The sequence below is a fragment of the Streptomyces sp. NPDC055239 genome (assembly GCF_053606205.1).
In genome coordinates this window covers 61,008-86,314 of record NZ_JBSGRD010000022.1, presented here as the reverse complement: position 1 = coordinate 86,314, position 25,307 = coordinate 61,008, and the positions used below count along the sequence as shown (strand labels likewise).

Sequence of the window (25,307 nt, the reverse complement as noted above, 5' to 3'; positions counted from 1 at the left end):
CGCGATCAGGCGCCCTGGGCGGAAAGGGGTCAGGCGTCCACTGCCGCCCGCCACCGGGCGACGGCCTCGGCGCAGACCGGTGCCGTCCAGCCGCCGGGCCGCGATGCCCCGCCGATGTGGAAGGCGTCGACGCCGGCCGCCTTGAGCTGCGGGAGATGGTCGAGGCGGAGGCCGCCGCCCACCAGGATCTGCTGCTCGTAGCCCGGTTCGCCGGACCGGGCGGCCTCGGCGATCAGTGTGGTCAGGCCGTCGTCCACGCCGGTCGCCGAGCCCGCGGTGAGGTAGGTGTCGAGGCCGGGCAGGTCCGCGAGCTGCTTGCGCAGGGCGTCGCGGTCGGGGGTCCGGTCGATGGCCCGGTGGAACGTCCAGCGGCAGTCGTCGAGCTCGTCCACCAGCGCTTCCACCGCGATCAGGTCGGGGCCGCCGACCTCGTCGAGGAAGCCGAGGACGAACTCGTCGGCGCCCGCGATCCTGAGCTCGCGCGCACGGCGTACGAGAGCGTCGACGTCACCCGCGTCGAAGCCGTCCGCGAGGCGCAGCATCACGCGCAGGGAGATGTCCACGGCGGCGCGGATCTCGGCAAAGGTCTCGCAGGACGGGGTCAGGCCGTCCGCGGCCATGTCGGTGACCAGCTCGAGGCGGTCGGCGCCTCCGGCCTGGGCGGCGACGGCGTCCTCGGCGTCGAGGGCGATCACCTCCAGGACTGCACGCTTGCTCATGGATGTCTTCCTTCGGGTCCGGGTCCGGGGGTCGCGGCCGCGACCGCAGACAGGTCACATAGGTCTAGTCCAATTACCCAGCCTACGCGCAGATCACCCCGGCGCGCCCCAAGCGCACCAGGGTGATCGAAAGACATGTACACCTGAACCCCTCAGCTCAGCGGCTTGAACCCCCTGAGGCGCAGGCTGTTGCCGACCACGAAGACCGAGGAGAACGCCATCGCGGCGCCCGCGATCATCGGGTTCAGGAGACCGGCCGCGGCCAGCGGCAGCGCGCCCACGTTGTAGGCGAAGGCCCAGAACAGGTTCGACTTGATCGTGCCGAGGGTGCGGCGCGAGAGGCGGATGGCGTCGGCCGCCGCGCGCAGGTCACCTCGTACGAGAGTCAGGTCGCCCGCCTCGATCGCGGCGTCCGTGCCCGTGCCCATCGCCAGGCCCAGGTCGGCCTGGGCGAGGGCGGCGGCGTCGTTCACGCCGTCGCCGACCATCGCCACGCTCCGGCCCTCCGCCTGGAGCCGCTTCACCACGTCGACCTTGTCCTGCGGCATGACCTCCGCGATCACATCAGCGGGGGCGATGCCCACCTCGGCGGCCACCGATGCCGCGACCGCCTTGTTGTCGCCGGTAAGGAGGATCGGGGTCAGGCCGAGGGCGCGCAGGCGCTCGATCGCCTCGGGGCTTGTGTCCTTCACGGCGTCGGCGACCTCCAGGACCGCGCGCGCCTCGCCGTCCCAGGCGACCGCGATGGCCGTACGCCCCGCCGCCTCGGCCTGCGCCTTCGCCCGCTCGAGCTCGACGGGGAGCCGAATCGCCCACTCGGCGAGCAGCGCCTCACGGCCGACCAGGACCGCGTGGCCCTCGACGATGCCCTGGACGCCGAGGCCCGCCACGTTCGCGAAGTCCTCGGGGGTGGGCAGCGTGCCGACCCGCTCGGCCGCGCCGGTGGCCACCGCCTGGGCGATGGGGTGCTCCGACGAGTGCTCCAACGCGCCCGCGAGACGCAGGACTTCATCCTCGGATGTGCTCTGCGCGGCATGCGTGGCGAGCAGGGTCATCTTGCCGGTGGTGACGGTGCCGGTCTTGTCCAGGACGATCGTGTCGACCTTGCGGGTCGTCTCCAGGACCTCCGGGCCCTTGATCAGGATGCCGAGCTGGGCGCCGCGTCCGGTGCCGACCATGAGGGCGGTCGGCGTCGCGAGCCCCAGGGCGCAGGGGCAGGCGATGATCAGTACGGCGACGGCCGCGGTGAAGGCCGCCGTCAGACCCGAGCCGTTGCCGAGCCAGAAGCCGAGGGTGGCGACGGCGAGCGCGATGACGACCGGCACGAAGACCGCCGAGATCTTGTCGGCGAGGCGCTGGGCCGCCGCCTTGCCGTTCTGCGCGTCCTCGACGAGCTTGGCCATGCGGGCGAGCTGGGTGTCGCCGCCGACGCGGGTGGCCTCGACGACCAGGCGTCCGCCGACGTTCAGCGTGGCGCCGGTGACGGAGTCGCCCTTGGCGACCTCGACCGGAACGGACTCGCCGGTGAGCATGGAGGCATCCACGGCCGACGCACCCTCGACGACCTTGCCGTCGGTGGCGATCTTCTCGCCGGGCCGTACGAGGAAACGGTCGCCGACCTTCAAGTCTCCGACGGGGATGGTCTCTTCACGGCCGTCCCCCCGCGTGACGGTGACGTCCTTGGCGCCCAGCTGGAGCAGCGCCTTCAGGGCCGCGCCCGCCTTGCGCTTGGAGCGCGCCTCGAAGTAGCGCCCGGCGAGGATGAAGGCGGTGACGCCCGCCGCGGCCTCCAGGTAGATGTTCCCTGCGCCGTCCGTGCGGGAGATGGTCAGCTCGAAGGGGTGGGTCATGCCGGGCGTACCGGCCGTGCCGAAGAACAGCGCCCACAGCGACCAGATGAACGCGGCCGACGTGCCGACCGAGATCAGCGTGTCCATCGTGGCCGCGCCGTGCCGCGCGTTCGTGAACGCGGCCTTGTGGAAGGGCCAGGCCGCGTACGTCACGACCGGCGCCGCCAGGGTCAGCGACAGCCACTGCCAGTACTCGAACTGCAGGGCCGGGATCATCGCCATCGCGATGACGGGGACGGAGAGCAGGACGGCCGTCGTCAACCGCTCCCGCAGGGGCCGCAGTCCGTCGTCGGCCTGCTGGTCACCGTCCGCCGCCGGGTCCTGCCCCGCCTCCGTACGGGCCGGGGCGGGCTCCTGCGCGGTGTAGCCGGTGGCCTCGACCGTGGCGATCAGGTCGTCCACGGCGATGTCCTGGCCGCGGTAGCTGACCTTGGCCTTCTCGGTGGCGTAGTTGACGGTCGCCTCGACGCCGTCCATGCGGTTGAGCTTCTTCTCGATCCGGGCCGCGCACGAGGCGCAGGTCATGCCACCGATGGCGAGCTCTACTTCTGCCACCTCGGTGGCGCCGGCCGCGCCAGGTGCGCCGGGTGTACCGGCTGTATCGCGTGTGGTGGACATGTCTGCGGGCTCCTTGGGGGTGGGGTACCCGGGGTGGGTACCCCCGATAAGATCCATGTATACCCCTAGGGGGTACCGAAGGCAAGGGGAGATTCCGGCTTGACTTAATACCCCATGGGGGTATCTTCAAAATGCACGAGGAACCCCCTTTCCACCCCTTCGGGAGCCGTCATGAACACCGGACTGAAGATCACCGCCTTCGCCGCCGCTGTCGCCGCGACCTTCGGCACCGCGTACGGAGTGGGCCGGGGCGTCGACCCCGTGACCTCGCAGAAGAAGCCCGCGAGCGAGCACGGCGGGCACGGCGGGCTCACGGGCGAGAAGGAGGGGTCGGGGCACGCGGACACCGTGCCCGGCGGCCTGCAGATCTCCGAGCGCGGCTACACGCTCGACCTGAAGACCTCCCGCATCGACGCCGAGAAGCGCGAGGAGCTGCGGTTCGCGGTGGTCAAGGACGGCACCGGAAAGAGCGTCACGGCATACGAGAGGGAGCACGGCAAGGAGCTGCACCTCATCGTCGCCTCACGCGACCTGACGACCTACCGCCACCTGCACCCGACCCGCGCGGCGGACGGCACCTGGTCGACGCCGGTCGAGCTCCCGGACGGAGGCGGCTACCGCGTCTTCGCCGACTTCAAGCCCAAGGGCGCGAAGGAGGGTCTGACGCTGGGGGCGGACCTCGCGGTGGCAGGGACGTACGCGCCGAAGAAGCTGCCCGAGCAGAACGCGAAGACGTCGGTCGACGGCTACGAGGTCAGCCTCAAGGGCGAGTTGAAGCCGGGGAAGTCCAGTGACGTGACCCTGAGCGTGCGGAAGAACGGCAAGCCGGTCACCGACCTCCAGCCCTACCTGGGCTCCTACGGCCACCTGGTCGCCCTGCGCTCGGGCGACCTCGCCTACCTCCACGTACACCCCACCGGCGAACCCGGCGACGGCAAGACCGAGCCGGGCCCCGGCGTCTCCTTCATGGCAACGGCACCCAGCGCGGGGTCGTACCGCCTGTTCCTCGACTTCAAGCACGAGGGAAAGGTACGAACGGCGGCATTCACGGTCCACGCGGGGGCATCCCACGCCGAGGGCGGCCACCAGCACTAGCGCCCCGAAAGGGGCGCGGGGAACTGCGCGACCAGCCACGACGCACCCGCAGATCAGCTCAGCTCACCTCAGCTGAAGATCGGCAACTCCCCCTCCACCGCCCCCGCGAGCTCGTACCGCGTGCCCGCGAGCGGTCGCCCCGTGTACAGGCGGATCAGCGTCGGCGCGTCCCCGATGTAGCGCGCAGGCGACCGCTTGCCGTCGTTCGTGCCGAGGATGAGCGGCTCGTCGATGCCGTCGATGTCCGCGTGCAGCGGCACCGCTTCGGTCCTGCGGCTGTGCTCCGCGAGCAGTCGCAGCGCGTCCGGAAGCCCGGCCCCGCCATAAGCCCCCGGCAGCCCCCACGCCTCGCGGACATCCCCCGCGTGCACCCACTCCCCGATCGCGACCCCGTCGAGACGCCCCTTGGACGCGGTGATGAACGGCCCCGCCTCCGTCATCCCGCGCTCCAACTCGTCCACCACACGGGAGTTGGACCAGTCGACGCGCTCGGCGATGTCACGCTCGTTGCTCTCCGGCGAGTACACGCCCTTCTCGAAGCGGCTCTCGACCACCCGCATCAGCGCGGAGCCGCAGTGCGCGAGCACATGGCGCACCGTCCAGCCCGGACAACAGGTCCGGATGTCGTACGCGGCATCGTCGGCGTCCCTCAACAGCGGTATCAGCGCGTCGCGTTCGCTGCGCAGGAGGCGGCCGGGGCGCTCGGGGTCGTACGTCTCGTCGATCCTCGTGGTCGTCATGGCCGCAGCCAACCCTGTCACCGCCGCGCATGGCAACGGGGAAACGGGAAAGGGAGGCGTCTAGGGTCACCCCATGGCCGACGACAAGGAACTCCGCGCCCGCTGGCACGCGACCCTGCTCCACGCGAGCAAGGGGACCCCCGACCCCGCGCCCTACGCGGACAACCTGCTCGCGCGCTGGGCCGAGCCGCAGCGGCGGTACCACACCACCGCCCACCTGAGCGCGGTCCTCGGCCACATCGACGTACTGGAAGAGCACGCCGATGACCCCGAGCTCGTACGGCTCGCGGCCTGGTTCCACGACGCGGTGTACGCGCCCGACCGCTCCGAGAACGAGGAGCGCAGCGCCCGCCTCGCCGAACGTGCCCTCCAGGAAGCGGGGTTGACGCCCGACGCGACGGCGGAGGTGGCCCGCCTGGTCCGCCTCACCGTCACCCACGACCCCGCCGAAGGCGACCACAACGGCGAGACGCTGTGCGACGCCGACCTGGCGATCCTGGCCGCCGCCCCTGACGCGTACGCCGCGTACGCCGCCGCCGTACGCGAGGAGTACTCCTTCGTGCCGGACGAGGACTTCCGCGCGGGCCGCGCCGCGGTGCTCCGCCAGCTCCTGGAACTGCCCAGGCTGTACCGCACCCCGTACGGGACAGCGGAGTGGGAGGACCCCGCGCGCGCGAACCTGGCGACCGAAATTGATCTGCTGAGCGCCTGACGCTCCCGTACGCTCGGCGCATGCTTTCCATGGGTGGGGACCAGGTCGAGGAAGCCGTGGCGCACGCGGCGAAGGTGCTGCGTGCCGCGGTGGGGCTCGACTGGAGCGTCAAGGCGGGCGGCCTCGACTGGAGCTGCCTGAAGACGGCCGAGCACATCGCGGGAGACCTCGTCGCGTACTCCGGGCAGCTGACAGGGCGGGCGACCGACGGGTACGTCCCCTTCGAGATCGCCTTCGACGAGGGCTCGGGCCCCGACGACGCGATCCGCGTCATCGAGTCGACCGGCGGCCTGCTGTCGGCGGTGGTGCGGACCACGCCGCCCGGCGTCCGGGCCTACCACCCGTACCCGCACGGCAGCGCGGACGCGACGGGCTTCTCGGCGATGGGCGTCGCCGAAGTACTGCTCCACACGTACGACATCGCGCAGGCGCTCGGCCTGGACGCGGAGCCGCCCGCCGTGCTGTGCGAGGCGGTGCTCGCCTGGCTCTTCCCGCAGGTACAGCCCGCGCGCAGCCCCGCGGACCAGTGGGCGACGCTGCTCTGGGCCACGGGCCGCCGCGCCCTGCCGGGGCGCCCGAAGCGCGAAGGGTGGCGCTGGCACAACCCCCTGGAGATCCCCGCCGGGCGGATCGTCCTGCGGGAGGTGTCCCCCGCGGCGGCGGCCGATCTCGCCGCGGGCGGCACGGGGGGTCTGACCTGGATCGGGAGCGGGCCCTTCGACGGGACGCGGACGGCCGCGGAGATGATCACCAAGGCCTACGCGTCCGGGGTCCACCGGCCCGAGTGGGGCATGTTCGCCCTGGTCCGCGTGGAGGACGAGGTCACCGTCGGCGGGATGGGCTTCCACGGGCCGCCGGACGAGGAGGGTGTCGCGGAGGTCGGCTACGACCTGGCGGTCGGCGCACGGGGCCGGGGTTACGCCTCCGAAGCCCTCGCCTCCCTCTCCGAATGGGCCCTCGCCCGGCCCGAGGTCTCCTCCCTCCTCGCCGTCATCGAACCCGAGAACACGGCGTCCCAGGCGGTGGTCTCCCGCGCGGGATACGTCCGCGTCTCGGACCGCGAGGACCTCCGCGCGTATGCGCGGCGCGGGCCCGCATAGACGGGGTCAGAGGCGGCAGCTGATTTCGAGCCCGTCCTCTACGGGGAACGTGACGCTGTGGTAGCCGTTGGCGGTGTCGCGGACGTGGTCGATGTAGGGGACGAGGTCGGTGAAGTCCACGTCGTCGGCGACGACGAGGGTGCCGGGCGCGATGTGCGGTTCGAGGAGCTTCAGGACGGGCAGGCAGAGGTCCTTCCACCCGTCCAGGAACAGGAAGTCGACCGGCTCCCGTAGTGCGGCGAGCGTCTCCAGGGCGTTCCCCTCAAGCACGGTGATCACGTCGTCGAGGCCGGTGGCGGCGAAGGTGTCGCGTGCGGCGGCCGCCTTGGACTGGCTCATCTCCGTGGTGATGACCCGGCCCGTGCCGTTGTCGCGTACGGCGGCGGCCAGGTGCAGGGTGGAGATACCGAACGAGGTGCCGAACTCGACGACGGTCGTCGGCTTGGTGGCGCGGATGAGGTTGTAGAGGAGCCGGCCGCCCTCGGCGGAGATCGGCATGTAGATCTCCCGCGCCGCGTCGGCGTATTCCTGCGCCGACAGCGCCGCCCGCTCGTAGGACGGGACGCTGCGCATACGTGTCGCGGCCTCATCGTCACGGTCGGCGGCTTCGAACATGCGGGTCAGGGCGGCGGAGATGCGGGGATCCGCGAGGGTGTGGGTCTGTGTGGGCACGGTGGTTGCTCCTTCTTGAGGGAGGGGGGAGGGCGTGACTTCGTCAGGCCGTGTAGGCACCCGCGTCGATGTCCGCGAGCAGGGTCGGCCCGGCAGGCTCCCAGGAGAGGAGCTGCCTGGTCGCGTCGGAGGACGCGGTCATAGTGGAGGCGAAGAAGCCGCCGACGAAGCCGAAATGGGCTCCGGCGTCCTGCGGCGCGACGGATTCGACCGGCAGGCCGAGGCTGCGGCCGATCGCCTCGGCGATCGCCTTGGTGGTGATGGCCTCCTCGGCGACGGCGTGCAGCCGCGTCCCCGCGGGTGCCTGCTCCATGCCGAGGCGGATGAGGCGGGCGGCGTCGTCGCGGTGCACCGCGGACCAGGTGTCGGAGCCGTCGCCGACGTACCCGGAGACTCCCTGCTTACGGGCTGCCGCGGTGAGGAAGTTGACGAATCCCCAGTCGCCTCGGCCGTGCACGCTCGGCGAGAACCGGGTGATCACGGTCCGCACGCCCTTGGCCACGTAGTCCAGGGCGAGGTTCTCGCTGCCGCCCCGGTTGGAGTCCGGGCCGATGGCCGGAGAGACGTCGTCCTCCGTGGCGGGCCGGCCCTCGACGATGCCGGAGAGGGGCGCGGCGACGACGAACGGACGGCCGGTGCCGGCCAGGGCGTCGCCGAGAGTCTGTATCGCGGCGCGTTCGGAGCGGTCGGACTCGGCGGGGTTGCCCCAGTCGTGCTTGTTGGCCATGTGGATGACCGCGTCCGCCTGGGCGGCGCCTCGCCGCAGCGAGTCGAGGTCGTCCAGGTTTCCGCGTACGACGCCGACGCCCTTGGCCGCGAGAGCCTGGACGGCCTCGTCGGACCGGGCAAGGCCGATGACCTGGTGGCCCGCCGAGATGAGCTCGTCGACGATGGCGGAGCCGATCCAGCCGGTCGCTCCAGTGACAAATGCACGCATGAGCGTGACCTCCTTCGCCCTGAAAAGGGCAGGTGAATGCCGCGAATGACGCAGCTGGGTGGAGTCAGGTGGCGGCACGGCCGGAGAACCATTAACGAGTCACCGTGCACCGGAAAGGTAACACATACGAGGCACCGTGTCTCGTATAGAGTGGCGGCATGGTGGATGGAAGCGGCCGCGGCAGGCCCCGCAGTGAAAGCGCACGCGCCGCCGTGCTGCACGCCGTCGACGATCTGCTGGTCGAGGTCGGGTACGCGGCCCTGACCATGAAGGGCATCGCCGAGCGGGCGGGCGTGGGCCGTCAGACCGTGTACCGCTGGTGGTCGAACAAGGCGGAGGTCCTCTACGAGGCCAGCGCCATCGACGCCCGGCAGGAACTGTCCGTGCCCGGCAGCGACGATCCGCGCCAAGACCTCAAGGCGTACCTGGACGCCCTCGTCGTCTTCTTGTCCCGCTCCCACGCGGGCGCGGCCTACCGCGCTCTCCTGGGGGAAGCCCAGCACGACGCGGACGTCGCCGCGCTGCTCGCCTCCCGCGACATCCTCGGGGAGAGCGCCGCGGAGGTCGTGGAGGCGGTACGGAAGTCGAGCGGCACCGCCCTCTCGCTCGAACAGGCGACCGCGCTCCTGATCGGCCCGCCCTTCTTCCACATCCTGTCCGGGCGCGGCGCGGACGGCATCGACACCGAACAGCTGGCGGAGCAGTTCGTACGCACCCTGAGCAATCCGGGGGCATGAGGCACCCGGCCCGACGCGGGTAGGCGCCACCTGCCCCCCCCCGGCACCAGGAATGTCACGCGCAACCCAAGCGTTCAGAACTGTTATGCCGAATCCCGACCCGAAGGCCTCGAAGGCCCCGAAGGCCCCTGCCCCCACGGCCCCCGAGCCAGGGAAAAGCGCAAGCCGCACCACCCGCATGCCCATAGCCGTCTACATCCTGGGCCTGGCCGTATTCGCCCTCGGCACGAGCGAGTTCATGCTCTCGGGGCTCCTGCCGCCCATCGCGGACGACATGAACGTCTCCATCCCCCGCGCGGGCCTCCTCATCTCCGCCTTCGCCATCGGCATGGTCATCGGCGCCCCCCTCCTGGCCGTGGCGACCCTGCGTCTCCCCCGCCGCACGACGCTCATCACCCTCATCACGGTCTTCGGCCTCGGCCAGGTCGCCGGTGCCCTCGCGCCCACGTACGAGATCCTCTTCGCGTCCCGCGTCGTCAGCGCGTTCGCCTGCGCCGGGTTCTGGGCGGTCGGCGCGGCCGTCGCCATCGCGATGGTGCCGATGAACCAGCGGGCCCGCGCCATGGCCGTGATGATCGGCGGCCTGTCCATAGCGAACGTGCTCGGCGTGCCCGCCGGTGCGTTCCTCGGCGATAACTTCGGCTGGCGCTCGGCCTTCTGGGCGGTCGGGGTCGCCTCCGCGATCGCCCTCGTCGGCGTGCTCACGCTCATCCCGCGCATCCCGCTCCCTGCCGAGAAGCCGCGCCTCAAGCAGGAACTTGCCATCTACCGCGACCGGCAGGTCTGGCTCTCCATCACGATCACCGCGCTCGCGGCGGGCGGCGTCTTCTGCGCGTTCTCGTACCTCTCCCCGCTCCTGACGGACGTCGCGGGCCTCGACAAGGGCTGGGTCCCGACCGTCCTCGGACTCTTCGGGGCGGGCGCGCTCCTCGGCACGGTGATCGGTGGCCGCTTCGCCGACGCGCACCTCTTCGGCGTCATGCTGAGCGGCGCGGCGGCCTCGACGGTCTTCCTCGTGGCGCTCGCCCTCTTCGCCGGTACGGCGCCCGTGGCGATCGCCCTGTCCTTCCTCCTCGGCCTCTCCGCCTTCTACACCGCCCCGGCGCTCAACGCCCGCATGTTCAACGTCGCGGGCGCCGCCCCGACCCTCGCGGGCGCGACCACGACGGCCGCGTTCAACCTGGGCAACACGGGCGGCCCGTGGCTGGGCGGCACGGTGATCGACCTGAAGCTGGGTTACGCCTCGACCGCGTGGGCGGGCGCGGCGATGACGGCGGTGGCGATCGTCGCGGTGACCATCTCCCTGCGCCTGCACCGCAGGACCCCGAGCCGCGTGATCACCACCTCCTCCGCCCCTTCCCTAAACCCTGCCGAGGACATCACCAAAAGCCCCTCCTGGAACTAAAGTTGACCGAGCCACGGAAATCAGGGAGATTCCGGGGCCCAGGGACCAGGGGTGGGGCAGCATGACGACGGCGAACGACGACGCGACGGACCGGATCGAGGGCCAGTCGCTGGCCTTCTGGGTCGAGGCGACCGACGAGGACGACAACCTCATCGGGACGGACGGCGGCCCGGGAGGCGACTCCAAGGGACTCTTCAACCGGGACGGCGACGCCGTGCTGCGCGCGGTCCCGCTCGGCCCGCTCCGCAAGAACCTCGCGGACACGGTCGACGCACTGCAGCAGCTGTTCAAGGAGGTCGCCGAGCGCGACGACACGCTCGCGTTCGCCGAGGCGCAGCTCTCGTTCCAGGTGACGGCGAGCGGCTCCATCCAGCTCATCGGCACGGGACAAGTGCAAGGAACCAGGGGCCTCACCCTGACGTTCAAGCGCCCCACGACCTGAGCGCGCGGCCGTGCCACAGCACAAGGCCCTCCTGATCGGGGCGAGCGACTACGACGAGCCGCGCATCGACAGCCTCCCGTTCATCCAGGACGACCTGCTGCGGCTGCGCGACATCCTCACCGACCGCGGCTTCCAGTCGGCGGAGATCGTCGAGAACAAGCGGGGCATCATCCCCAGCGTCGTACACGCCCAGGTCCGCGGCTTCCTGCGGGACGCGAGGCCGGACGACACGCTGTGGATCCTGCTCAGCGGGCACGGCCACCACTTCGAGGGCCAGGACTACCTGATCCCCGAGGACGCGACCTTCGACGTCGAGCCGTTCTCCGACACGTGTATCGAGATCGGCTGGCGCAAGGAGCTGGAGGAGTCGCGGGCGGCCCACGTCGTCTTCCTCGTCGACGCCTGCCGCGAGGGCATCCAGCGGGACACCAAGGCGGGCCCGCCGGGCATCCAGAGCTGGTCGCGCCGGAAGATCGCCGCGTCACTGCGCCGCAAGGTCGCGTACGTGTACGGGTGCTCGGCGACTCAACAGTCCCTGTTCGTGCGCGAGTCGGAGACAGCGGATCCCAGCGCCGACACGGGCATCCCGCCCGGCGAGTCGTTCAGCCTCTTCACGCGCGCGGTCGGCGACGTGATCACGGAGAACCTGCACGCGATGCGCCTCCAGGAGTTCTTCCAGGAGGCACAGACCCGGGTCACCGCCCTGCACGGCGCGTACAAGCAGTACAAACAACGGGACCGCGCCCCGCAGCAGATCAGGGTGGTCTCCGAACTCGCCCCCGGCGAGCAGGACTTCCCCCTCCTCCCCGGCCCCGACCGGCACACCGAGGCCCACCCGTGGATCCGCTCGGTCGCCCAGCACCCCGTGTGGCAGCGCACCCGCCCAGGACCGGCGCGGGAAGCCCTGCACGAACTCTGCGGCACCCTCGCGAGCGGTCTCGCCGCCGGGTACGAGACAGCGGCGGCCGCGCTGCGCGACGACCCGTGGCACGACTCCGAACTGGCCCTGCGCACCCACGACAGGCTCGGCTTCCTCACCCACCGGCTCGCGGACGACGTGGAGCTCTCACCGTCCGAGGCGGCCCTCGCCGTCCTCCTCCCGCTGGTCGAGCAGACCTTCTGGGCGCAGGAGGCGGACCGGCGCCGCGACGTCCTGGCCGACGACGGGAAGGGCCCGGCCCCGGACCGGGACCGCTTCCGCAAGTTCGCCCAGGGCTTCCCCCGGATCAAGCGCAGACTGCGCGCCCTGGAACAGGCCAAGGTCACGGACGGCTCGGTGGAGCGGATCCGCTGGTGGCTGTACCACCGCTGGCTGATCCAGCAGCCGGAGGTATACGCGGCCGAGTCCCTGAAACTGCTGGTCAGCGTCCCGGCGAACGCGTCGGAACATCCGCGCTGGGTCACCGAGTCGCTCTCCGAGAAGCGGCTGATGCGCTTCCTCCAGGAGCACCGCGCGGCCCCCTTCGCCACCGCGCGCGGCGACGGCCTGCACGACCACGACACGGTGGCCGCGAGCGCGCCCGACGAGCACGAGGTCCGCGAGCCGCTGGTCGCAGCGCTCACGAAAGCGGCGTACGCGATGGCGGTGGACCCCGTAGACCTCCCCGAGATCGTCGTGGAACACCTCGGCATCTCGGACAACGTGAAGCTCGACGAACTCCTGACCACGGTGCGGGGATCGGACTGGCGCACATCAGGCACGGGCCGCTCCCTCAACGCGGTGTGCGGCCACCCGGCAGTGCAGATCGCTCTGCGGGAACACGCGTCGCGGGTGGACGGCCTGCTCCGCGACATCAACAAGGCGAACAACCCGACACTGGCACCGCTGGCGGGCTTGCCGCCCTATGCGGACGGGTCGCGGGTACGCCTGGGCGGCAACACTCCCGACCAGCTGTCGAGCGGCATTCGCTTCCAGCTCGCGGAGGACCGCGTCCAGGAGCTGCTGATGGGCGAAGAGCTCTACGGAGAGCGCGAGTTGGCGGTCCGGGAGCTCTATCAGAACGCGCTGGACGCGGTGCGCTACGCCGACTGCCGCACTCAGTTCCTGCGCCGCACCGGCCGGACGTCCGTCTCCTGGGAGGGACGGATCGAGTTCGTCCAAGGAGTCGGCGAGGACGGCCGCCCCTACCTGGAGTGCCGCGACAACGGCATCGGCATGGGCATCGACGAGCTGAGCAACGTCTTCTCCCAGGGTGGCGCCCGCTTCGTCGACCTGCCCGAGTACATCGAGGAGCAGGCTGCCTGGGCGGAACTGCCCGAGCCGAAGATCGAGCTGCACCCCAACTCCCGTTTCGGCATCGGGGTCCTGAGCTATTTCATGCTGGCCGACGAGATCGTCGTACGCACCTGCCGGATGGGCCGGGACGGCCGCCCCGGCCGCCTCCTCCAGGTGTCGATCGCCGGGCCCGGCAACCTGTTCCGGGTGGAGGACCTGCGGCCGGGTGACGCTTCGGGCACCACGGTGCGGCTGCTCCTGCCCCAGACCGGAGCTCCCGTGTCGTGCGTGACCGCGCTGCAGAAAGTGCTGTGGGTCGCGCCGTACCGCACGACGGCCGAGCACGGGTCGCGGCAGCACGAGTGGCGGCCGGGAGAGCCGTCGCCGATCGGCATGGAACTGCACCTGACCAGTAGCTGGGTCACTCTGCGGGGAGGCGGCGTCTGCTTCCCCTCGGACGACCCGAACCTCTGGTGGGTGGACAGCCGGGGCTGGGTGCTGGCGGACGGTGTGTATGCCAGCACCGACAACCTGATGCAGCGGACCTCTCCGTACGGCGCCCTGGTCAACCTGCACGGGGAGCATCGCCCCGAACTGACGGTGGACCGGCGCAACCTCCGCTCCTTCGACCGCAACCACGTGGAAGAGCGGATGACGGCCGCGGTGCCCAGCCTCTTCGCGCCGGGGACACCGTTGCCCACCGCACAGTGGCTGTCCCGCGTCAGTGAGCATTCCGTCTCCTTCGGGGACCGGGTCGCCGAGGAGGCTCGGCGCATCAACCAGGCCTGGCAGTTGGGCGATGTCTCGCTGCCCTACGCCGACGTCGGCTTCTTCCCTCCCGACGAGACCCTGCTCCCCCTGGTGACCGGCCGCTATCCGGAAGGCGGGCAGGACCACACCGCGTCGTTCCTGCTCAATCTCCCGGACAAGGTGCTGCGTTGGCGTCTCCTCACGCTGTACCGGGCCGGGCTCGGCGTGCCGCTCGAGCGGCACGCGTCGGAGCTGGAGGACGTTTCGTGCGCACGTCCGTCGGACATCGCGCTGCTCGCCCGGTACACCACGACGACGCTGTTCCCCCGCTGGGACCTGGACCTCGACGTCTGGGCCAGGGGGCCCCTGGCGACCGGTCGGCTGATCGGCCACCCGTCAACCGTGCTCGCAGGTTTCGGCGTGCTCAGCCTCAACTCGTTGTTCCACTGGCAGGACCCGGACCAGGAGCTCACAGCGGCAGACGTCTTCGAGCGGGTCGAGCTCACCGGGCTGTCCGCAGCCGAGATCGTCGATCGTCTGTCGTCGCTCGGCTACCGCACCGCACCGCTGCAGGGGGCAACCGCGGTGCTCCGCAAGGACCTTCCCCTGCTGCGGCCGCTCGGCGACCCGGAAGGCTGGCTCGTACCCGGCACGTCACTGCCCGCCGCGCAGGTCTGCATGAGCGCGGCGCTGGCCGAGGTCCCGACGTCCGAGGCCGCACAACGGCTGCAGGAGCTCGGGTTCACCGTGGCCGAGGAATGCCCCGAGCGGCACGGGTGGACCGCCGAGGAGGAGTCGGTCCTCAGGATGTTGTGGCGCAGGTACGCGAAACCTCCGGGTCCGGAGGCGGCCCGGCGGATCTCCCTGGCACAGTTGGCGTCGGTGGCCGGCACCACGGGCTTCGGGCTCCAGCAGGTCGCCCTGATCCTGGAGGGACTCGGGTTCGCCGTTCCGCCGAACGGCTCCTTGGCCGCCGCGCTGGCCGACGACGACCGGGCGCTCCTGGAGTACGAGGGTGACTCGCCGGATGTGGACCGCCCTGTCCCCCTCCGCTACCTGACAGCGGTCGCACGGCGGACCGGCCACTCCGTGACCTCCGCGGCGACCCAGCTCCGTGCGTTGGGGTTCGACGTGCCCGCCCCGCCCGACGACGAAGGCGAACTGCCGACCCGGGAGGAAATCGCCTTCCTGGGCACGGGGGTTTCGGGCGCCGTTCCCGCGGAGGCCGACGAGGAGGCACCCGTCACCCTGTTCAGCATCGCGTCGCGGGCCAACGCCGCCGACATCTCCCTGGCGGAGGCGGCCTCCCGTCTCGTCTCCCTGGGATATGCCTGCACCCCGGACCCCGCCGTGCTGTCCCGACTGCCCGACCAGGACGTGAACGCCGTGCTCTACGGGAACCTGCCCGAGCCGACCGACTACGGCCCGGTCTCGCCCACGGAACTCCGAGCCACAGCGCTGCACGTCGGCATGGACCCCTACGACGGGAGCGCCGAAGACGCCGGGGACCGCCCGTACACGGACTCCGTGGCCGAGAGCCTGATCGGTCTCGGCTTCGAGATCGCCGGGCCCTCTCCGGCCCGGAAGTACGAGTCGGAAACCGAGATCGTCCTGCTCGACACGCTCACTCCGGACGTCTGGACAGACATCGAGGCCTGGCGCAACGACCGGGCCGACGTACGCGTCTCTCTCGCCACTCTGGCCTCAGTGGCCATGCGCCTGTCGATGCCGTTCCACGACGTCGCCCTCTCGGCGACCGAGCTGGGCATGCGCCACGAGGCGGAGACCTGGTTCAGCCCGGATTCCCTGACCCGGACCTCACCACTGAACGGCGCACGGGGCATCCGACGCAGACCACCCACCCCACCCGCCTAGGCGGGCCGTCCCTTAGGCCGCCGCAGCCCCGCGTCCGTAAGCCTGCGCACCAGTTCCTTCGAGCCGATCTCGACCGCGCCCGCGCGTACCGCGTCCTCGTAGCGGTGCGAGGGCAGGTCGTAGTGGTCGCGCTCGAAGGCGCGTGTCGGGGCGCCGATGCCTGCCGCGAACGCGTGCAGTTCCTCGTACGAGGAGTCGCTGACCAGGTGCGACCACATGCGTCCGTGGCCCGGCCAGGTCGGCGGGTCTATGTAGACCGTCACGCCGGGCCGCCCGTCGGTCCGCCGCTCGGGCCGCCCGCAAGGCCGCCCACCGGGGCCACGACCACGACCGCCTTGGCGCACACCCAGTGCGGGTCGGGGCCCAGCTCCGGCTCCACCTCCAGGGCGTGCGGGTCGTCCGCGCCGCAGACCGGGCAGAGCGGCCAGCGGCCGTAGCGCTCCAGGAGTGCGTCCTGTACGTCCTGGGCGATGAGGCCCGCGACGTACTCGACGCCCTCGGGCCACTGCTCGACCCACCAGCGGCGGTGCACCACCGACTCCTCGACCAGCGAGACGACCTCGGCCTCGGCGACCTCACCGGCCACGAGATCGGCGAGGACAAGTGCGCGAGCGGCGTGCAGCGCCTGCTCCAGAGGGTCGATCGCTTCCATACAGCCATTCTCCACCCCACGTGCAACCCGCCCCCAAGTCCGGGATCAAGATCGCAACCGAGATCGGGACCAAAGGGGTCTTGACCGCCCCCCGGTCTGAAAATATCTTTCAGACGTGACCAATGACGTGAAGGAAATTTTCGCGGGCGCGGCGCCCCCCGCCCCTGCCGCCCTCGCCGCGAAGGTGCGGACGCTCGCCCCGTCCATGACCCGCTCCATGCAGCTGGTCGCCGAAGCCGTCGCCGGCGATCCCGCGGGCTGCGCGGCCCTCACGGTCACCGGCCTCGCCGAGCTCACCGGCACCAGCGAGGCCACGGTGGTGCGCACCGCCCGCCTCCTCGGCTACCCCGGCTACCGCGACCTGCGGCTCGCCCTCGCCGGACTCGCCGCCCAGCAGCAGTCGGGCCGGGCGCCCGCCGTCACCGCCGACATCGCCGTGGACGATCCGATCGCGGACGTCGTGGCGAAGCTCGCGTACGACGAGCAGCAGACCCTCGCCGACACCGCGGGCGGACTCGACACCGTCCAGCTCGGCGCCGCCGTCGCCGCGCTCGCCGTCGCACCCCGCACCGAGATCTACGGAGTCGCCGCCTCCGGTCTCGTCGCCCAGGACCTCGCGCAGAAGCTGCTTCGCATAGGCCACATCGCCCACGCGCACTCCGACCCGCACCTGGCCGTCACCAACGCCGTCACCCTGCACTCCAAGGACGTGGCGATCGCGATCACGCACTCCGGATCGACCGGTGACGTCATCGAGCCGCTGCGGGTCGCCTTCGAGCGCGGGGCGACGACCATCGCGATCACCGGTCGGCCCGGCAGCCCCGTCTCGCAGTACGCGGATCACATCCTGACCACGTCCACCGCGCGCGAGAGCGAGCTCAGGCCCGCCGCGATGTCGTCCCGTACGAGCCAACTCCTGGTCGTGGACTGCCTGTTCGTGGGTGTCGCCCAGCGGACGTACGAGAGCGCGGCCCCCGCGCTCGCCGCCTCCTACGAAGCGCTCGCGCACCGGCACAGCCCGCGCGGCAACGGCAACCGCTGACCTCCCCTCGCCCCGCACCCCCCTTCCACCCCCTCCACCCCCCGCCGCACACGAAAGAGCCGCACCTCATGACCTCCACGACCGACGCCACGCCCTCTCCCACTCCCGGCAGCGGGGAGACGTACGGCGAGCTCCGCGCCCAGCTGGACACGCTCACCACCGAGGCGTTCCGGCCCGAGCTCTCCGAGATCGACCGGCAGCCCACGCTGGAGATCGCGAAGATCATGAACGGCGAGGACGCCACCGTGCCGACGGCCGTCGCCGAGCAGCTCCCCGCGATCGCCGCCGCCATCGACGGCACCGCCGAGCGCATGGCCCGCGGCGGACGGCTCGTCTACGCGGGCGCCGGTACGGCCGGGCGCCTCGGCGTGCTCGACGCCTCCGAGTGCCCGCCCACCTTCAACACCGACCCGTCCGAGGTCGTCGGCCTCATCGCGGGCGGGCCGAGCGCCATGGTCACGGCGGTCGAGGGCGCGGAGGACAGCAAGGAGCTGGCGGCCGAGGACTTGGACGGGCTCGGTCTCACCGCGGACGACGTGGTCGTGGGCGTCTCGGCGTCGGGCCGTACCCCGTACGCGATCGGCGCGGTGGAGCACGCCAGGCGGAGGGGCGCGCTCACCATCGGCCTCTCCTGCAACGCGGACAGCGGGCTCGCGGCAGCGGCCGACCACGGCATCGAGGTCGTCGTCGGTCCGGAGCTGCTCACCGGCTCCACCCGTCTGAAAGCGGGCACGGCCCAGAAGCTCGTCCTCAACATGCTGTCGACGATCACGATGATCCGGCTCGGCAAGACGTACGGAAACCTGATGGTGGACGTACGCGCGTCGAACGAGAAGCTGCGCGCCCGCTCGCGACGGATCGTCTCCCTCGCCACCGGCGCCTCCGACGAGGAGATCGAGGCCGCCCTCGCCTCCACCGACGGGGAGGTGAAGAACGCCATCCTCACCATTCTCGGCGGAGTCGACGGCCACACGGCGGCCGACCTGCTCGCGTCGTCGGACGGCCACCTCAGGGCCGCGCTCGACACGGCACGCACCCCCCGCACCACCGCCTGACCCCTCTTTCCCACCTGACGCACCTGCCCCACCTCCCCCTGCCGCTGACTGATGAACAGCGCCACCCTGCACACAGCAAGGCACCCGCACCATGGCAACTGACAAGAACCGCGCCACAGCCGCCGCGATCCTTCCCCTCGTCGGCGGCGCCCGGAACGTCACGTCCATCGCCCACTGCATGACGCGCCTGCGCCTGGGCCTCGCCGACCGCTCGCTGGTCGACGACGAGGCACTGAAGGCGCTGCCCGCCGTGATGGGCGTGGTGGACGACGACACGTATCAGATCGTGCTCGGACCGGGCATCGTCGCCCGTGTCACGCCGGAGTTCGAGGCGTTGGTGGCGGAGGCGGGGGCTGAGGCAGGGTCGGCAGCTCCCGCAGCGGCCCCCGAACACGTCCTCACCGCCGACGAGTTGGCCGCGCAAGGGGCCTCGCTCAGGGCAGCCCGCAAGGAGAAGAACGCCACCCCGTTCAAGCTCTTCCTGCGCCGCATCGCGAACATCTTCGTGCCGCTGATCCCGGCCCTCATCGGCTGCGGCATCATCGCGGGCATCAACGGCCTGTTGATCAACCTGGAGTGGCTGCCGGGCATCACCCCGGCGCTCGCGGCGATCGCGTCCGGGTTCATGGCGCTCATCGCGGTGTTCGTGGGCTTCAACACGGCGAAGGAGTTCGGGGGTACGCCGATCCTGGGCGGCGCGGTGGCGGCGATCATCGTGTACGCGGGTGTGGCGAACATCGAGGCGTTCGGCCAGAAGCTGTCACCCGGGCAGGGCGGAGTCCTGGGCGCCCTCGGTGCGGCAGTCCTCGCCACGTACATCGAGAAGTGGTGCAGGAAGTGGGTCCCGGAGGCCCTGGACGTCCTGGTCACCCCGACGATCACGGTCCTGCTCTCCGGCCTGGTCACGATCTTCGGCCTGATGTTCCTGGCGGGCGAGGTGTCGACGGGCATCGGTACGGCGGCAAACTGGCTCCTGGACAACACGGGCGCGTTCGCGGGCCTGGTCCTGGGCGGCCTGTTCCTGCCCCTGGTGATGCTGGGCCTGCACCAGGCCCTGATCCCCATCCACACCACGCTCATCGAGCAGCAGGGCTTCACGGTCCTGCTGCCCATCCTGGCGATGGCGGGCGCGGGCCAGGTGGGCTGCGCGATCGCGGTGTACAAGCGCCTCAAGAACAACACGTCGATCCGTACGACGATCAAGTCGGCGCTCCCCGCGGGCTTCCTGGGAGTGGGCGAACCCCTCATCTACGGAGTCTCGCTCCCCCTGGGCCGCCCCTTCATCACGGCGTGCGTGGGCGGCGCGGCGGGCGGCGCGTTCATCGGCTTCTTCTCGATGATCGGCGAGAAGGTCGGCTCCACGGCGATCGGCCCGTCGGGCTGGGCCCTGTTCCCGCTCCTCGACGGCAACAAGGGCCTGGGCCTGACGATCGCGATCTACGGCGGCGGCCTGCTGGTCGGCTACGTGGTGGGCTTCGTCGCGACGTACTTCTTCGGCTTCAGCAAGCAGATGCTGGTGGAACTGAACGTCGACACGACGGCCACGAACACCACGACCACGCACGAGCAGGTCGTCGCGGGTTCCCCCGCCCCGTCAACGGACCCGACCAAGACCAAGTCACCCGCATCGGTCTGACCCCTCCAGGTCCGAGGGCGGCACCCTGCGCGACGGGGCGCCGCCCTCGCTGTCCGCCGAACAACCTCCGTAGGCTCTGCGGAGCCGTGTCACGGGGACAGGGCGCGCAGGACGTGGTCGACGAGTGCTTCGAGTTCGGCGGGGGTGTGCAGGTCGCCCTGGTGGAGCAGGAGGCGATAGTAGAGAGGCCCGTACAGCAGCTCCATGGCCAACTCCAGGTCGGCGTCCGGCCTGAGGTCGCCCGCCTCTCGGCCCTTGGCCAGACGAGAGCGCGCCGCGTCGACACGCGGCTGGAACAGCACGGACTTGAGTCCGTGGGCCAGCTCCGGATTGTGATGGGTGTCGGCGATGAACCCCGTCAGGGCGCGACCGAAGCGGGGATCGCCGAAGAGGCCGCGAAGGAGCACTTCCATCTGCGCGAGGAGGTCCTTACGCAGGTCACCGGTGTCGGGGAAGTCGGTGGCCGGGTCGGCGGCGTCGTCCAGCGCCTCAAGGACGACCTCCCCTTTGGAGGACCACCATCGGTAGATGGTCTTGTTGCTCACCCCGGCCCGGGAAGCGATCGCCTCCACGGTGACAGCGCCGTAGCCCTGCTCCCCGCACAGGTCGAGGGCGGCATCGAGGGTCGCGCGGCGGCTCTTCTCGCTGCGGCGTTGGGGGTTGGGCTGTCGGGGCTCGGCCTGGTCGGACATGCCTCAACTCTAAGGGAAACGACACGTGTTGTGTTGACAACGGCGAGGCAGCCACAGAGACTCAGCGAGTCTTAGCGACACGACACGTGTCGTGCCCCTGCGATGACTGCCACCGGCAGCCCGCGCCCCTGAGTGCGACTCCGCGCTCGTGATCTCCGTGGGAGAACCTCATGAACCTCGCGCTCTGGATCGCTGCCGCCGGCTGGTCGCAGTCGCCTTGCTCGGCGGCGTCACCGAGGCGTTCGTCCCCGGGGACCAGCTCGCCGCTCAGCACGGCGGAGAGCGGACCGGCCAGACCGGCGCGGGCTCCGTCAAAGCCCTCGGGATCCTTGAACTCCTGGCCGCGACAGGCCTGATCCCGCTGTTCAGCCATCGCCGCATTCATCACGTGGGGCCGTCTCGCGTGATGCGCGCCGGACTCGAACTAAGTCACCAACACCAACACGAACACCAGTAGGGACTAGGGAGCAGACAGTGAGAAGCAACCGGCTCGGAAAGACCGACGTGCACGTCACGGAGCTCGGCTTCGGCGGAGGCCCACTCGGCGGGCTCTTCGCACCCCTGGACGACGACACCGCCGCGCACGCCCTCGAAGCGGCCTGGGACGGCGGGATCCGCTACTTCGACACCTCACCGCACTACGGAATCGGGCACTCCGAGCGCCGTACCGGCGAGCTGCTCCGTCACAAGCCGCGCGGGGAGTTCACCCTGTCGACCAAGGTGGGCCGACTCCTTGTGCCGCAGGATCCGGCAGGCCGCATGGACGAGAGCTTCGCCGTGCCCGCCACACACCGCCGCGTGTGGGACTTCACCCGCGACGGCGTACGGCGCAGCGTGGAGGACTCACTTGAGCGGATGGGGGTCGACCGGATCGACCTGCTCCTGCTCCACGACGCGGAAAAGCATTTCGACGCCGCGTTGCGCGACGGCTTTCCGGCTCTCGCCGAACTGCGCGACGAGGGTGTGGTGGGCGCGATCGGAGCAGGCATGTACCACCCCGGAATGCTGACCGAGCTCGTCACGGAGACGGACGCCGACGTGGTGATGCTGTCCGGCCGCTACACGCTGCTGGACCACAGCGCCCTCGACGACCTGCTGCCCGCGTGTGAGCAACGAGGAGTCTCGGTCCTCGCGGCGTCCATATTCAACTCCGGCCTGCTTGCCACGAATCGCCCGCTCGAAGGCGCCACCTACGACTACGCACCGGCCACGGAGAGCACGCTGCGGCGGGTACACCGCCTGGCCGACGTCGCCGAAGCCCACGGCGTCACACTTCCGCAGCTGGCACTGGCCTTCCCGCTGCGTCACCCTGCCGTCGCGAGCGTCGTTGTCGGGATGCGCTCCGCGGACGAGGTGCGGCGAAACACAGCGGCGTTCCACGCACGGATCCCGGAACAGGTCTGGGACGACCTGCGCGGCGAGGGCCTCCTCGACGAGCGGACGGCCTCCATCGCCTGAGAGCCCCCGCCCCCGACGCCGGCCGCGCGTCCCGCCTACGGTCGGTACGCATCCCTCATGGCGCGACGTGCCGCCTCCGCTCCTTCGACATCCCAGTCCTGGGCGAGCTCGAAGAACCTGTCGTACGCGGCGGCCCGCCTCAGGCGATCGCGGTCACCTTCGCCGCCCGCCCTGCGGCTTGATCCACCCCATCACTCACGCTCGCGCTGCTGAGCCAGGACGAGTAGGCGGCTCTGTCCGGGTGCCCGAATCGGCGTCGGCTTCTTCTATTCCTTGGTACGGAAGATGCCCATAGGCTCACAGGTCCTACTGAATATGCAGGGGGGATTCGGGATGCAGGATTCGGAGTTATCCGCTGCGGCGATCAGAGTGCTGACTGGACGTGCGTCGGCCTCGGGGGAGCAGACTGCAGCAGTTCGCGAGCTGATCTGGGGCCAACTCGGAAGGAGCGTTCTGGGATCCTCTGCTCTCTCCCGCCTGCAAGAGCATCCTGGCGAGGGATCAGCGGACGTCGCCGGATCCGTGATCGCCGACGAGTTGCGGGCAGACCCGGGATTTGCCGAACGGCTGCGCACAGCCCTTCAACCGCTCTCCATCCCACCGACGCATCACCCTTCCTACGATTTGACCGCAGGCCCTCCACCGCCAGTCATGCCCCCCAAGCCCACTGCGTCCCTGCCCCCAGCCGCCCCAGATCCGGCAGAGGTGAGGAAGGTGTGGCTTCTGGGGCTCCCACAGTTCCTCGTGGTCTACGTCATTCTCAGTCTCCTGGGCGGGGGCGGACTGGCTGGCTATCTTCTGTTCATCCTCATCTCTGGCGGCCTGGCCGCCTACGGAGTCTGGTGCGGTAAGCGTCTCCTGCGCCACGCGCGTAGCCCACTGCTCATCGCTGGAACAGTGCTCACCGGCCTAGTCCTGATGAGAATGGTTCTCTTTCTGCTGATCGGCTGATTTCTCCGCCAGCACCCCCCGCTGAGCGCACAGCCCGTTCACGGCAGCCGCCCCTCCCGGTTGAGCCGCCGCACTTTCTCCCGCAGCACCTCCCCCGGCGGCGCCTCCCCCACCTTCTCCGGTGGGCAGTCCCACTCCCGGCCACCGCCCAAGGGGCGTAGCTGTACGAGACCGCCCTCGCACCCCATGACCTGCCCCACGCTGCCGTCCCGGTAGTCGACGGCGTACGTCCCCGCCTCCGGAACACTCGGGTCGCCCCTCATCGCGCACCCTCAAGGACGGCGGCCAGTCGCAACGCCATGTCGAGGTTGCAGCGCCCCAGCTCCACCAGCGGCAGCGCGCCTTCTGCCGATGCCGTCAGGGGGTCCATCCGCAGCGAGGGCAGCGTGACCCCGGCCCCTTCGAGGCCCGCTCTCAACTGCCGTACGGCCTCCTCCACCGCCCGCACCCGTTCCTCCGCCGTCAGCGCCATACCCTCCACCTTTCACACCGAGTGTTGCTCTTTCATCACCCAGCGTGTCCGTCGCTGCGTACTCTGAGAAGCGTCGGCGACCCAACAACCCCCCTTGTTCGGTGCAGGAGTTGCCCATGACCCGCCCCAAGGACCTCGACCCCTCATCGAACCCCCGCGCCCTCATCGGCTGCGAACTCCGCCACGCCCGTGAACGAGCGGGCCTCAGTCAGGACGCCCTGGGCGCGCCGCTCTTCGTCAGCGGCTCCTTCATCGGCCAACTGGAGGCCGGTACGCGCCGGATGCACCTGGAGTACGCCCACCACTTCGACGAAGTCCTGGGCACAGGGGGCTTCTTCACCCGCAACTGCAAGGCCGTCGCCAAGTCCAAGTACCCGGATCACTTCGCTGAGGCGGCGGAGGCGGAGGCCGTCGCGACCACCGTCAAGCAGTACGCGGCCTTACTGATCCCGGGGTTGCTTCAGACCAAGGCGTACGCGACAGAGATCTTCCGCGCCTACCACCCGACGGCGACGGACGACGCGATCGACGTAAAGGTGGAGGCGCGCCTCGTGCGGGCCCGTCTACTCGACAACCCAACAACGCCGCTGTTGTGGGCGATTGTTGACGAAGCCGCCCTCCGGCGGGACGTCGGCGGTGGCGCAGTGATGGCGGATGCCTTGCGCCACGTGGCGGGCCTCGCGCGGGAGCACCGCATCATCGTGCAGGTGCTGCCGTTCGGTGCGGGAGCACACGCTTCAATGACCGGACCCCTGAAGGTCATGGAGTTCGAGGATGCGCCCCCGCTCTCCTTCGTCGAAGCACCGGACATGGGGAAGTTGCTGGATGACCCGGCGACGGTCGCCCGCCACGCCTTGACCTTCAGCCTCCTCCAGGCCGCAGCCCTCTCCCCTCGGCAATCCCTGGCCCTGGTCGAGTCAGTAGCGCAGGATTACGAGCATGGAGAACACCACCCCTGAGTACGACCTGTCCACGGCCATCTGGCACAAGTCCAGCTACAGCGGCGGCAGCGGCGGCGACTGCGTAGAGGTTGCCGCCTGGCGCAAGTCGACGTACAGCGGCGGGGAGGGCGGCGACTGCCTCGAAGTGTCCGACGGCCACCCGGAGCTCCTCCCCGTCCGCGACTCCAAGAACCCCACCGGCCCGAAGCTCGTGTTCCGGGCCGCCAGCTGGTCCGCGTTCATCACAGATCTCAAGGTCAGCTAACCCCCGGGGCTCAAGCCACAAGCCTCGAGCCCTCTTTTCAAGGAACGGGAGGCGGGTCTCAACCCGCCCTCCCTCCCTTGGAGTTGGCACATGCGACCACTTTCCGGGTTCGACTTGCCACGCAGTGTGACGACGCTCTACCGTGCCCGATTAACGAACAAAAACAACCCCCGTCAGGTGCTGACAACACCTGCGGGGGCCTGACCACCAAGATCGAAAGCAGTCGATCCGATGGCTAATACGCAGCTTAGTGCCGCCCTCCGCCCTGCGCACGCA

The 25,307-nt window shown here is 70.4% G+C and carries 25 protein-coding genes; 15 read left to right on the top strand and 10 right to left on the bottom strand.

Annotated features, from left to right (window positions below; translation table 11 throughout):
• Window positions 1-29 precede the first annotated feature (29 nt).
• A complete protein-coding gene (locus tag ACWFRJ_RS42120; protein WP_453543943.1) occupies window positions 30-719 on the bottom strand; it encodes a copper homeostasis protein CutC in 690 nt (229 codons plus the stop codon).
• A 152-nt stretch (window positions 720-871) separates the two neighbouring features.
• Entirely contained in the window at window positions 872-3,094 is a 2,223-nt protein-coding gene (locus ACWFRJ_RS42115) for a heavy metal translocating P-type ATPase (protein ID WP_453544019.1), read from the bottom strand.
• 264 nt (window positions 3,095-3,358) lie between these two features.
• On the opposite strand from ACWFRJ_RS42115, the gene ACWFRJ_RS42110 reads away from it, so the two are divergent.
• On the top strand, window positions 3,359-4,282 hold the full coding sequence (locus tag ACWFRJ_RS42110; protein ID WP_453543941.1) for a hypothetical protein: 924 nt from the start codon (window positions 3,359-3,361) through the stop codon (window positions 4,280-4,282).
• Window positions 4,283-4,350: 68 nt separating this feature from the next.
• On the opposite strand, the gene ACWFRJ_RS42105 is transcribed toward ACWFRJ_RS42110, so the two are convergent.
• Window positions 4,351-5,022 (bottom strand): maleylpyruvate isomerase family mycothiol-dependent enzyme, encoded by a 672-nt coding sequence (locus ACWFRJ_RS42105; protein ID WP_453543939.1) that lies wholly within the window; start codon window positions 5,020-5,022, stop codon window positions 4,351-4,353.
• Window positions 5,023-5,095: 73 nt separating this feature from the next.
• On the opposite strand from ACWFRJ_RS42105, the gene ACWFRJ_RS42100 reads away from it, so the two are divergent.
• On the top strand, window positions 5,096-5,734 hold the full coding sequence (locus ACWFRJ_RS42100) for an HD domain-containing protein (protein ID WP_453543937.1): 639 nt from the start codon (window positions 5,096-5,098) through the stop codon (window positions 5,732-5,734).
• Between the two features lie 20 nt (window positions 5,735-5,754).
• Window positions 5,755-6,834 (top strand): GNAT family N-acetyltransferase, encoded by a 1,080-nt coding sequence (locus ACWFRJ_RS42095; protein ID WP_453543935.1) that lies wholly within the window; start codon window positions 5,755-5,757, stop codon window positions 6,832-6,834.
• Window positions 6,835-6,840: 6 nt separating this feature from the next.
• Here the strand turns inward: ACWFRJ_RS42095 and ACWFRJ_RS42090 are convergent, their stop codons facing one another.
• Both ACWFRJ_RS42090 and ACWFRJ_RS42085 read right to left on the bottom strand, forming a co-directional pair.
• Window positions 6,841-7,506 carry an O-methyltransferase gene (locus tag ACWFRJ_RS42090; protein WP_453543933.1) on the bottom strand — a complete coding sequence of 222 codons (666 nt, stop codon included), beginning with the start codon at window positions 7,504-7,506 and terminating at the stop codon, window positions 6,841-6,843.
• 43 nt (window positions 7,507-7,549) lie between these two features.
• Window positions 7,550-8,443 carry an SDR family oxidoreductase gene (locus tag ACWFRJ_RS42085; protein ID WP_453543931.1) on the bottom strand — a complete coding sequence of 298 codons (894 nt, stop codon included), beginning with the start codon at window positions 8,441-8,443 and terminating at the stop codon, window positions 7,550-7,552.
• Between the two features lie 158 nt (window positions 8,444-8,601).
• On the opposite strand from ACWFRJ_RS42085, the gene ACWFRJ_RS42080 reads away from it, so the two are divergent.
• The 4 genes from ACWFRJ_RS42080 (at window position 8,602) to ACWFRJ_RS42065 (ending at window position 15,867) form a co-directional block, all read left to right on the top strand.
• On the top strand, window positions 8,602-9,180 hold the full coding sequence (locus ACWFRJ_RS42080; RefSeq protein ID WP_453543929.1) for a TetR/AcrR family transcriptional regulator: 579 nt from the start codon (window positions 8,602-8,604) through the stop codon (window positions 9,178-9,180).
• 178 nt (window positions 9,181-9,358) lie between these two features.
• Complete coding sequence (locus ACWFRJ_RS42075) at window positions 9,359-10,585, top strand: Cmx/CmrA family chloramphenicol efflux MFS transporter (protein WP_453543927.1); 1,227 nt, start codon at window positions 9,359-9,361, stop codon at window positions 10,583-10,585.
• A gap of 61 nt (window positions 10,586-10,646) precedes the next feature.
• Window positions 10,647-11,027 (top strand): Pepco domain-containing protein, encoded by a 381-nt coding sequence (locus tag ACWFRJ_RS42070; protein ID WP_453543925.1) that lies wholly within the window; start codon window positions 10,647-10,649, stop codon window positions 11,025-11,027.
• Between the two features lie 10 nt (window positions 11,028-11,037).
• A complete protein-coding gene (locus ACWFRJ_RS42065) occupies window positions 11,038-15,867 on the top strand; it encodes an HD domain-containing protein (RefSeq protein ID WP_453543923.1) in 4,830 nt (1,609 codons plus the stop codon).
• Here the strand turns inward: ACWFRJ_RS42065 and ACWFRJ_RS42060 are convergent.
• Both ACWFRJ_RS42060 and ACWFRJ_RS42055 read right to left on the bottom strand, forming a co-directional pair.
• Window positions 15,864-16,130, bottom strand: a complete 267-nt coding sequence (locus tag ACWFRJ_RS42060) for a DUF4031 domain-containing protein (protein ID WP_389905180.1) — start codon at window positions 16,128-16,130, stop codon at window positions 15,864-15,866. The two genes, ACWFRJ_RS42065 and ACWFRJ_RS42060, sit on opposite strands and share 4 nt — an antisense overlap.
• On the bottom strand, window positions 16,127-16,519 hold the full coding sequence (locus tag ACWFRJ_RS42055) for a hypothetical protein (protein ID WP_453543921.1): 393 nt from the start codon (window positions 16,517-16,519) through the stop codon (window positions 16,127-16,129). The genes ACWFRJ_RS42060 and ACWFRJ_RS42055 overlap by 4 nt, the downstream gene beginning before the upstream one ends.
• Window positions 16,520-16,634: 115 nt before the next feature.
• On the opposite strand from ACWFRJ_RS42055, the gene ACWFRJ_RS42050 reads away from it, so the two are divergent.
• From ACWFRJ_RS42050 to ACWFRJ_RS42040, 3 genes are all read left to right on the top strand, one after another.
• Window positions 16,635-17,561, top strand: coding sequence for a MurR/RpiR family transcriptional regulator (locus tag ACWFRJ_RS42050; RefSeq protein ID WP_453543919.1), 927 nt, complete (start codon window positions 16,635-16,637; stop codon window positions 17,559-17,561).
• 68 nt (window positions 17,562-17,629) lie between these two features.
• Complete coding sequence (gene murQ / locus ACWFRJ_RS42045; protein ID WP_453543917.1) at window positions 17,630-18,616, top strand: N-acetylmuramic acid 6-phosphate etherase; 987 nt, start codon at window positions 17,630-17,632, stop codon at window positions 18,614-18,616.
• Between the two features lie 91 nt (window positions 18,617-18,707).
• Complete coding sequence (locus ACWFRJ_RS42040; protein ID WP_453543915.1) at window positions 18,708-20,252, top strand: PTS transporter subunit EIIC; 1,545 nt, start codon at window positions 18,708-18,710, stop codon at window positions 20,250-20,252.
• Window positions 20,253-20,341: 89 nt separating this feature from the next.
• On the opposite strand, the gene ACWFRJ_RS42035 is transcribed toward ACWFRJ_RS42040, so the two are convergent.
• Window positions 20,342-20,944: a TetR/AcrR family transcriptional regulator gene (locus ACWFRJ_RS42035; protein ID WP_453543913.1), complete on the bottom strand. Its 603-nt coding sequence runs from the start codon at window positions 20,942-20,944 to the stop codon at window positions 20,342-20,344.
• 157 nt (window positions 20,945-21,101) lie between these two features.
• Here ACWFRJ_RS42035 and ACWFRJ_RS42030 point away from each other — a divergent pair, with 157 nt between their 5' ends.
• The 3 genes from ACWFRJ_RS42030 (at window position 21,102) to ACWFRJ_RS42020 (ending at window position 23,353) form a co-directional block, all read left to right on the top strand.
• Window positions 21,102-21,401, top strand: a complete 300-nt coding sequence (locus tag ACWFRJ_RS42030) for a hypothetical protein (RefSeq protein ID WP_453543911.1) — start codon at window positions 21,102-21,104, stop codon at window positions 21,399-21,401.
• A 17-nt stretch (window positions 21,402-21,418) separates the two neighbouring features.
• Window positions 21,419-22,402, top strand: a complete 984-nt coding sequence (locus ACWFRJ_RS42025; RefSeq protein ID WP_453543909.1) for an aldo/keto reductase — start codon at window positions 21,419-21,421, stop codon at window positions 22,400-22,402.
• A 285-nt stretch (window positions 22,403-22,687) separates the two neighbouring features.
• Entirely contained in the window at window positions 22,688-23,353 is a 666-nt protein-coding gene (locus ACWFRJ_RS42020) for a hypothetical protein (protein ID WP_453543907.1), read from the top strand.
• Between the two features lie 38 nt (window positions 23,354-23,391).
• On the opposite strand, the gene ACWFRJ_RS42015 is transcribed toward ACWFRJ_RS42020, so the two are convergent.
• Both ACWFRJ_RS42015 and ACWFRJ_RS42010 read right to left on the bottom strand, forming a co-directional pair.
• The gene (locus ACWFRJ_RS42015; protein WP_453543905.1) at window positions 23,392-23,616 is read right to left on the bottom strand and encodes a hypothetical protein; all 225 of its coding nucleotides are present in this window, start codon (window positions 23,614-23,616) and stop codon (window positions 23,392-23,394) included.
• Window positions 23,613-23,825 carry a hypothetical protein gene (locus ACWFRJ_RS42010; protein ID WP_453543903.1) on the bottom strand — a complete coding sequence of 71 codons (213 nt, stop codon included), beginning with the start codon at window positions 23,823-23,825 and terminating at the stop codon, window positions 23,613-23,615. The genes ACWFRJ_RS42015 and ACWFRJ_RS42010 overlap by 4 nt, the downstream gene beginning before the upstream one ends.
• Window positions 23,826-23,941: 116 nt before the next feature.
• Here ACWFRJ_RS42010 and ACWFRJ_RS42005 point away from each other — a divergent pair, with 116 nt between their 5' ends.
• Together ACWFRJ_RS42005 and ACWFRJ_RS42000 are read left to right on the top strand one after the other, a co-directional pair.
• A complete protein-coding gene (locus ACWFRJ_RS42005) occupies window positions 23,942-24,784 on the top strand; it encodes a helix-turn-helix domain-containing protein (RefSeq protein WP_453543901.1) in 843 nt (280 codons plus the stop codon).
• A complete protein-coding gene (locus ACWFRJ_RS42000; RefSeq protein ID WP_453543899.1) occupies window positions 24,765-25,031 on the top strand; it encodes a DUF397 domain-containing protein in 267 nt (88 codons plus the stop codon). The genes ACWFRJ_RS42005 and ACWFRJ_RS42000 overlap by 20 nt, the downstream gene beginning before the upstream one ends.
• The last annotated feature ends 276 nt before the right edge of the window (window positions 25,032-25,307 follow it).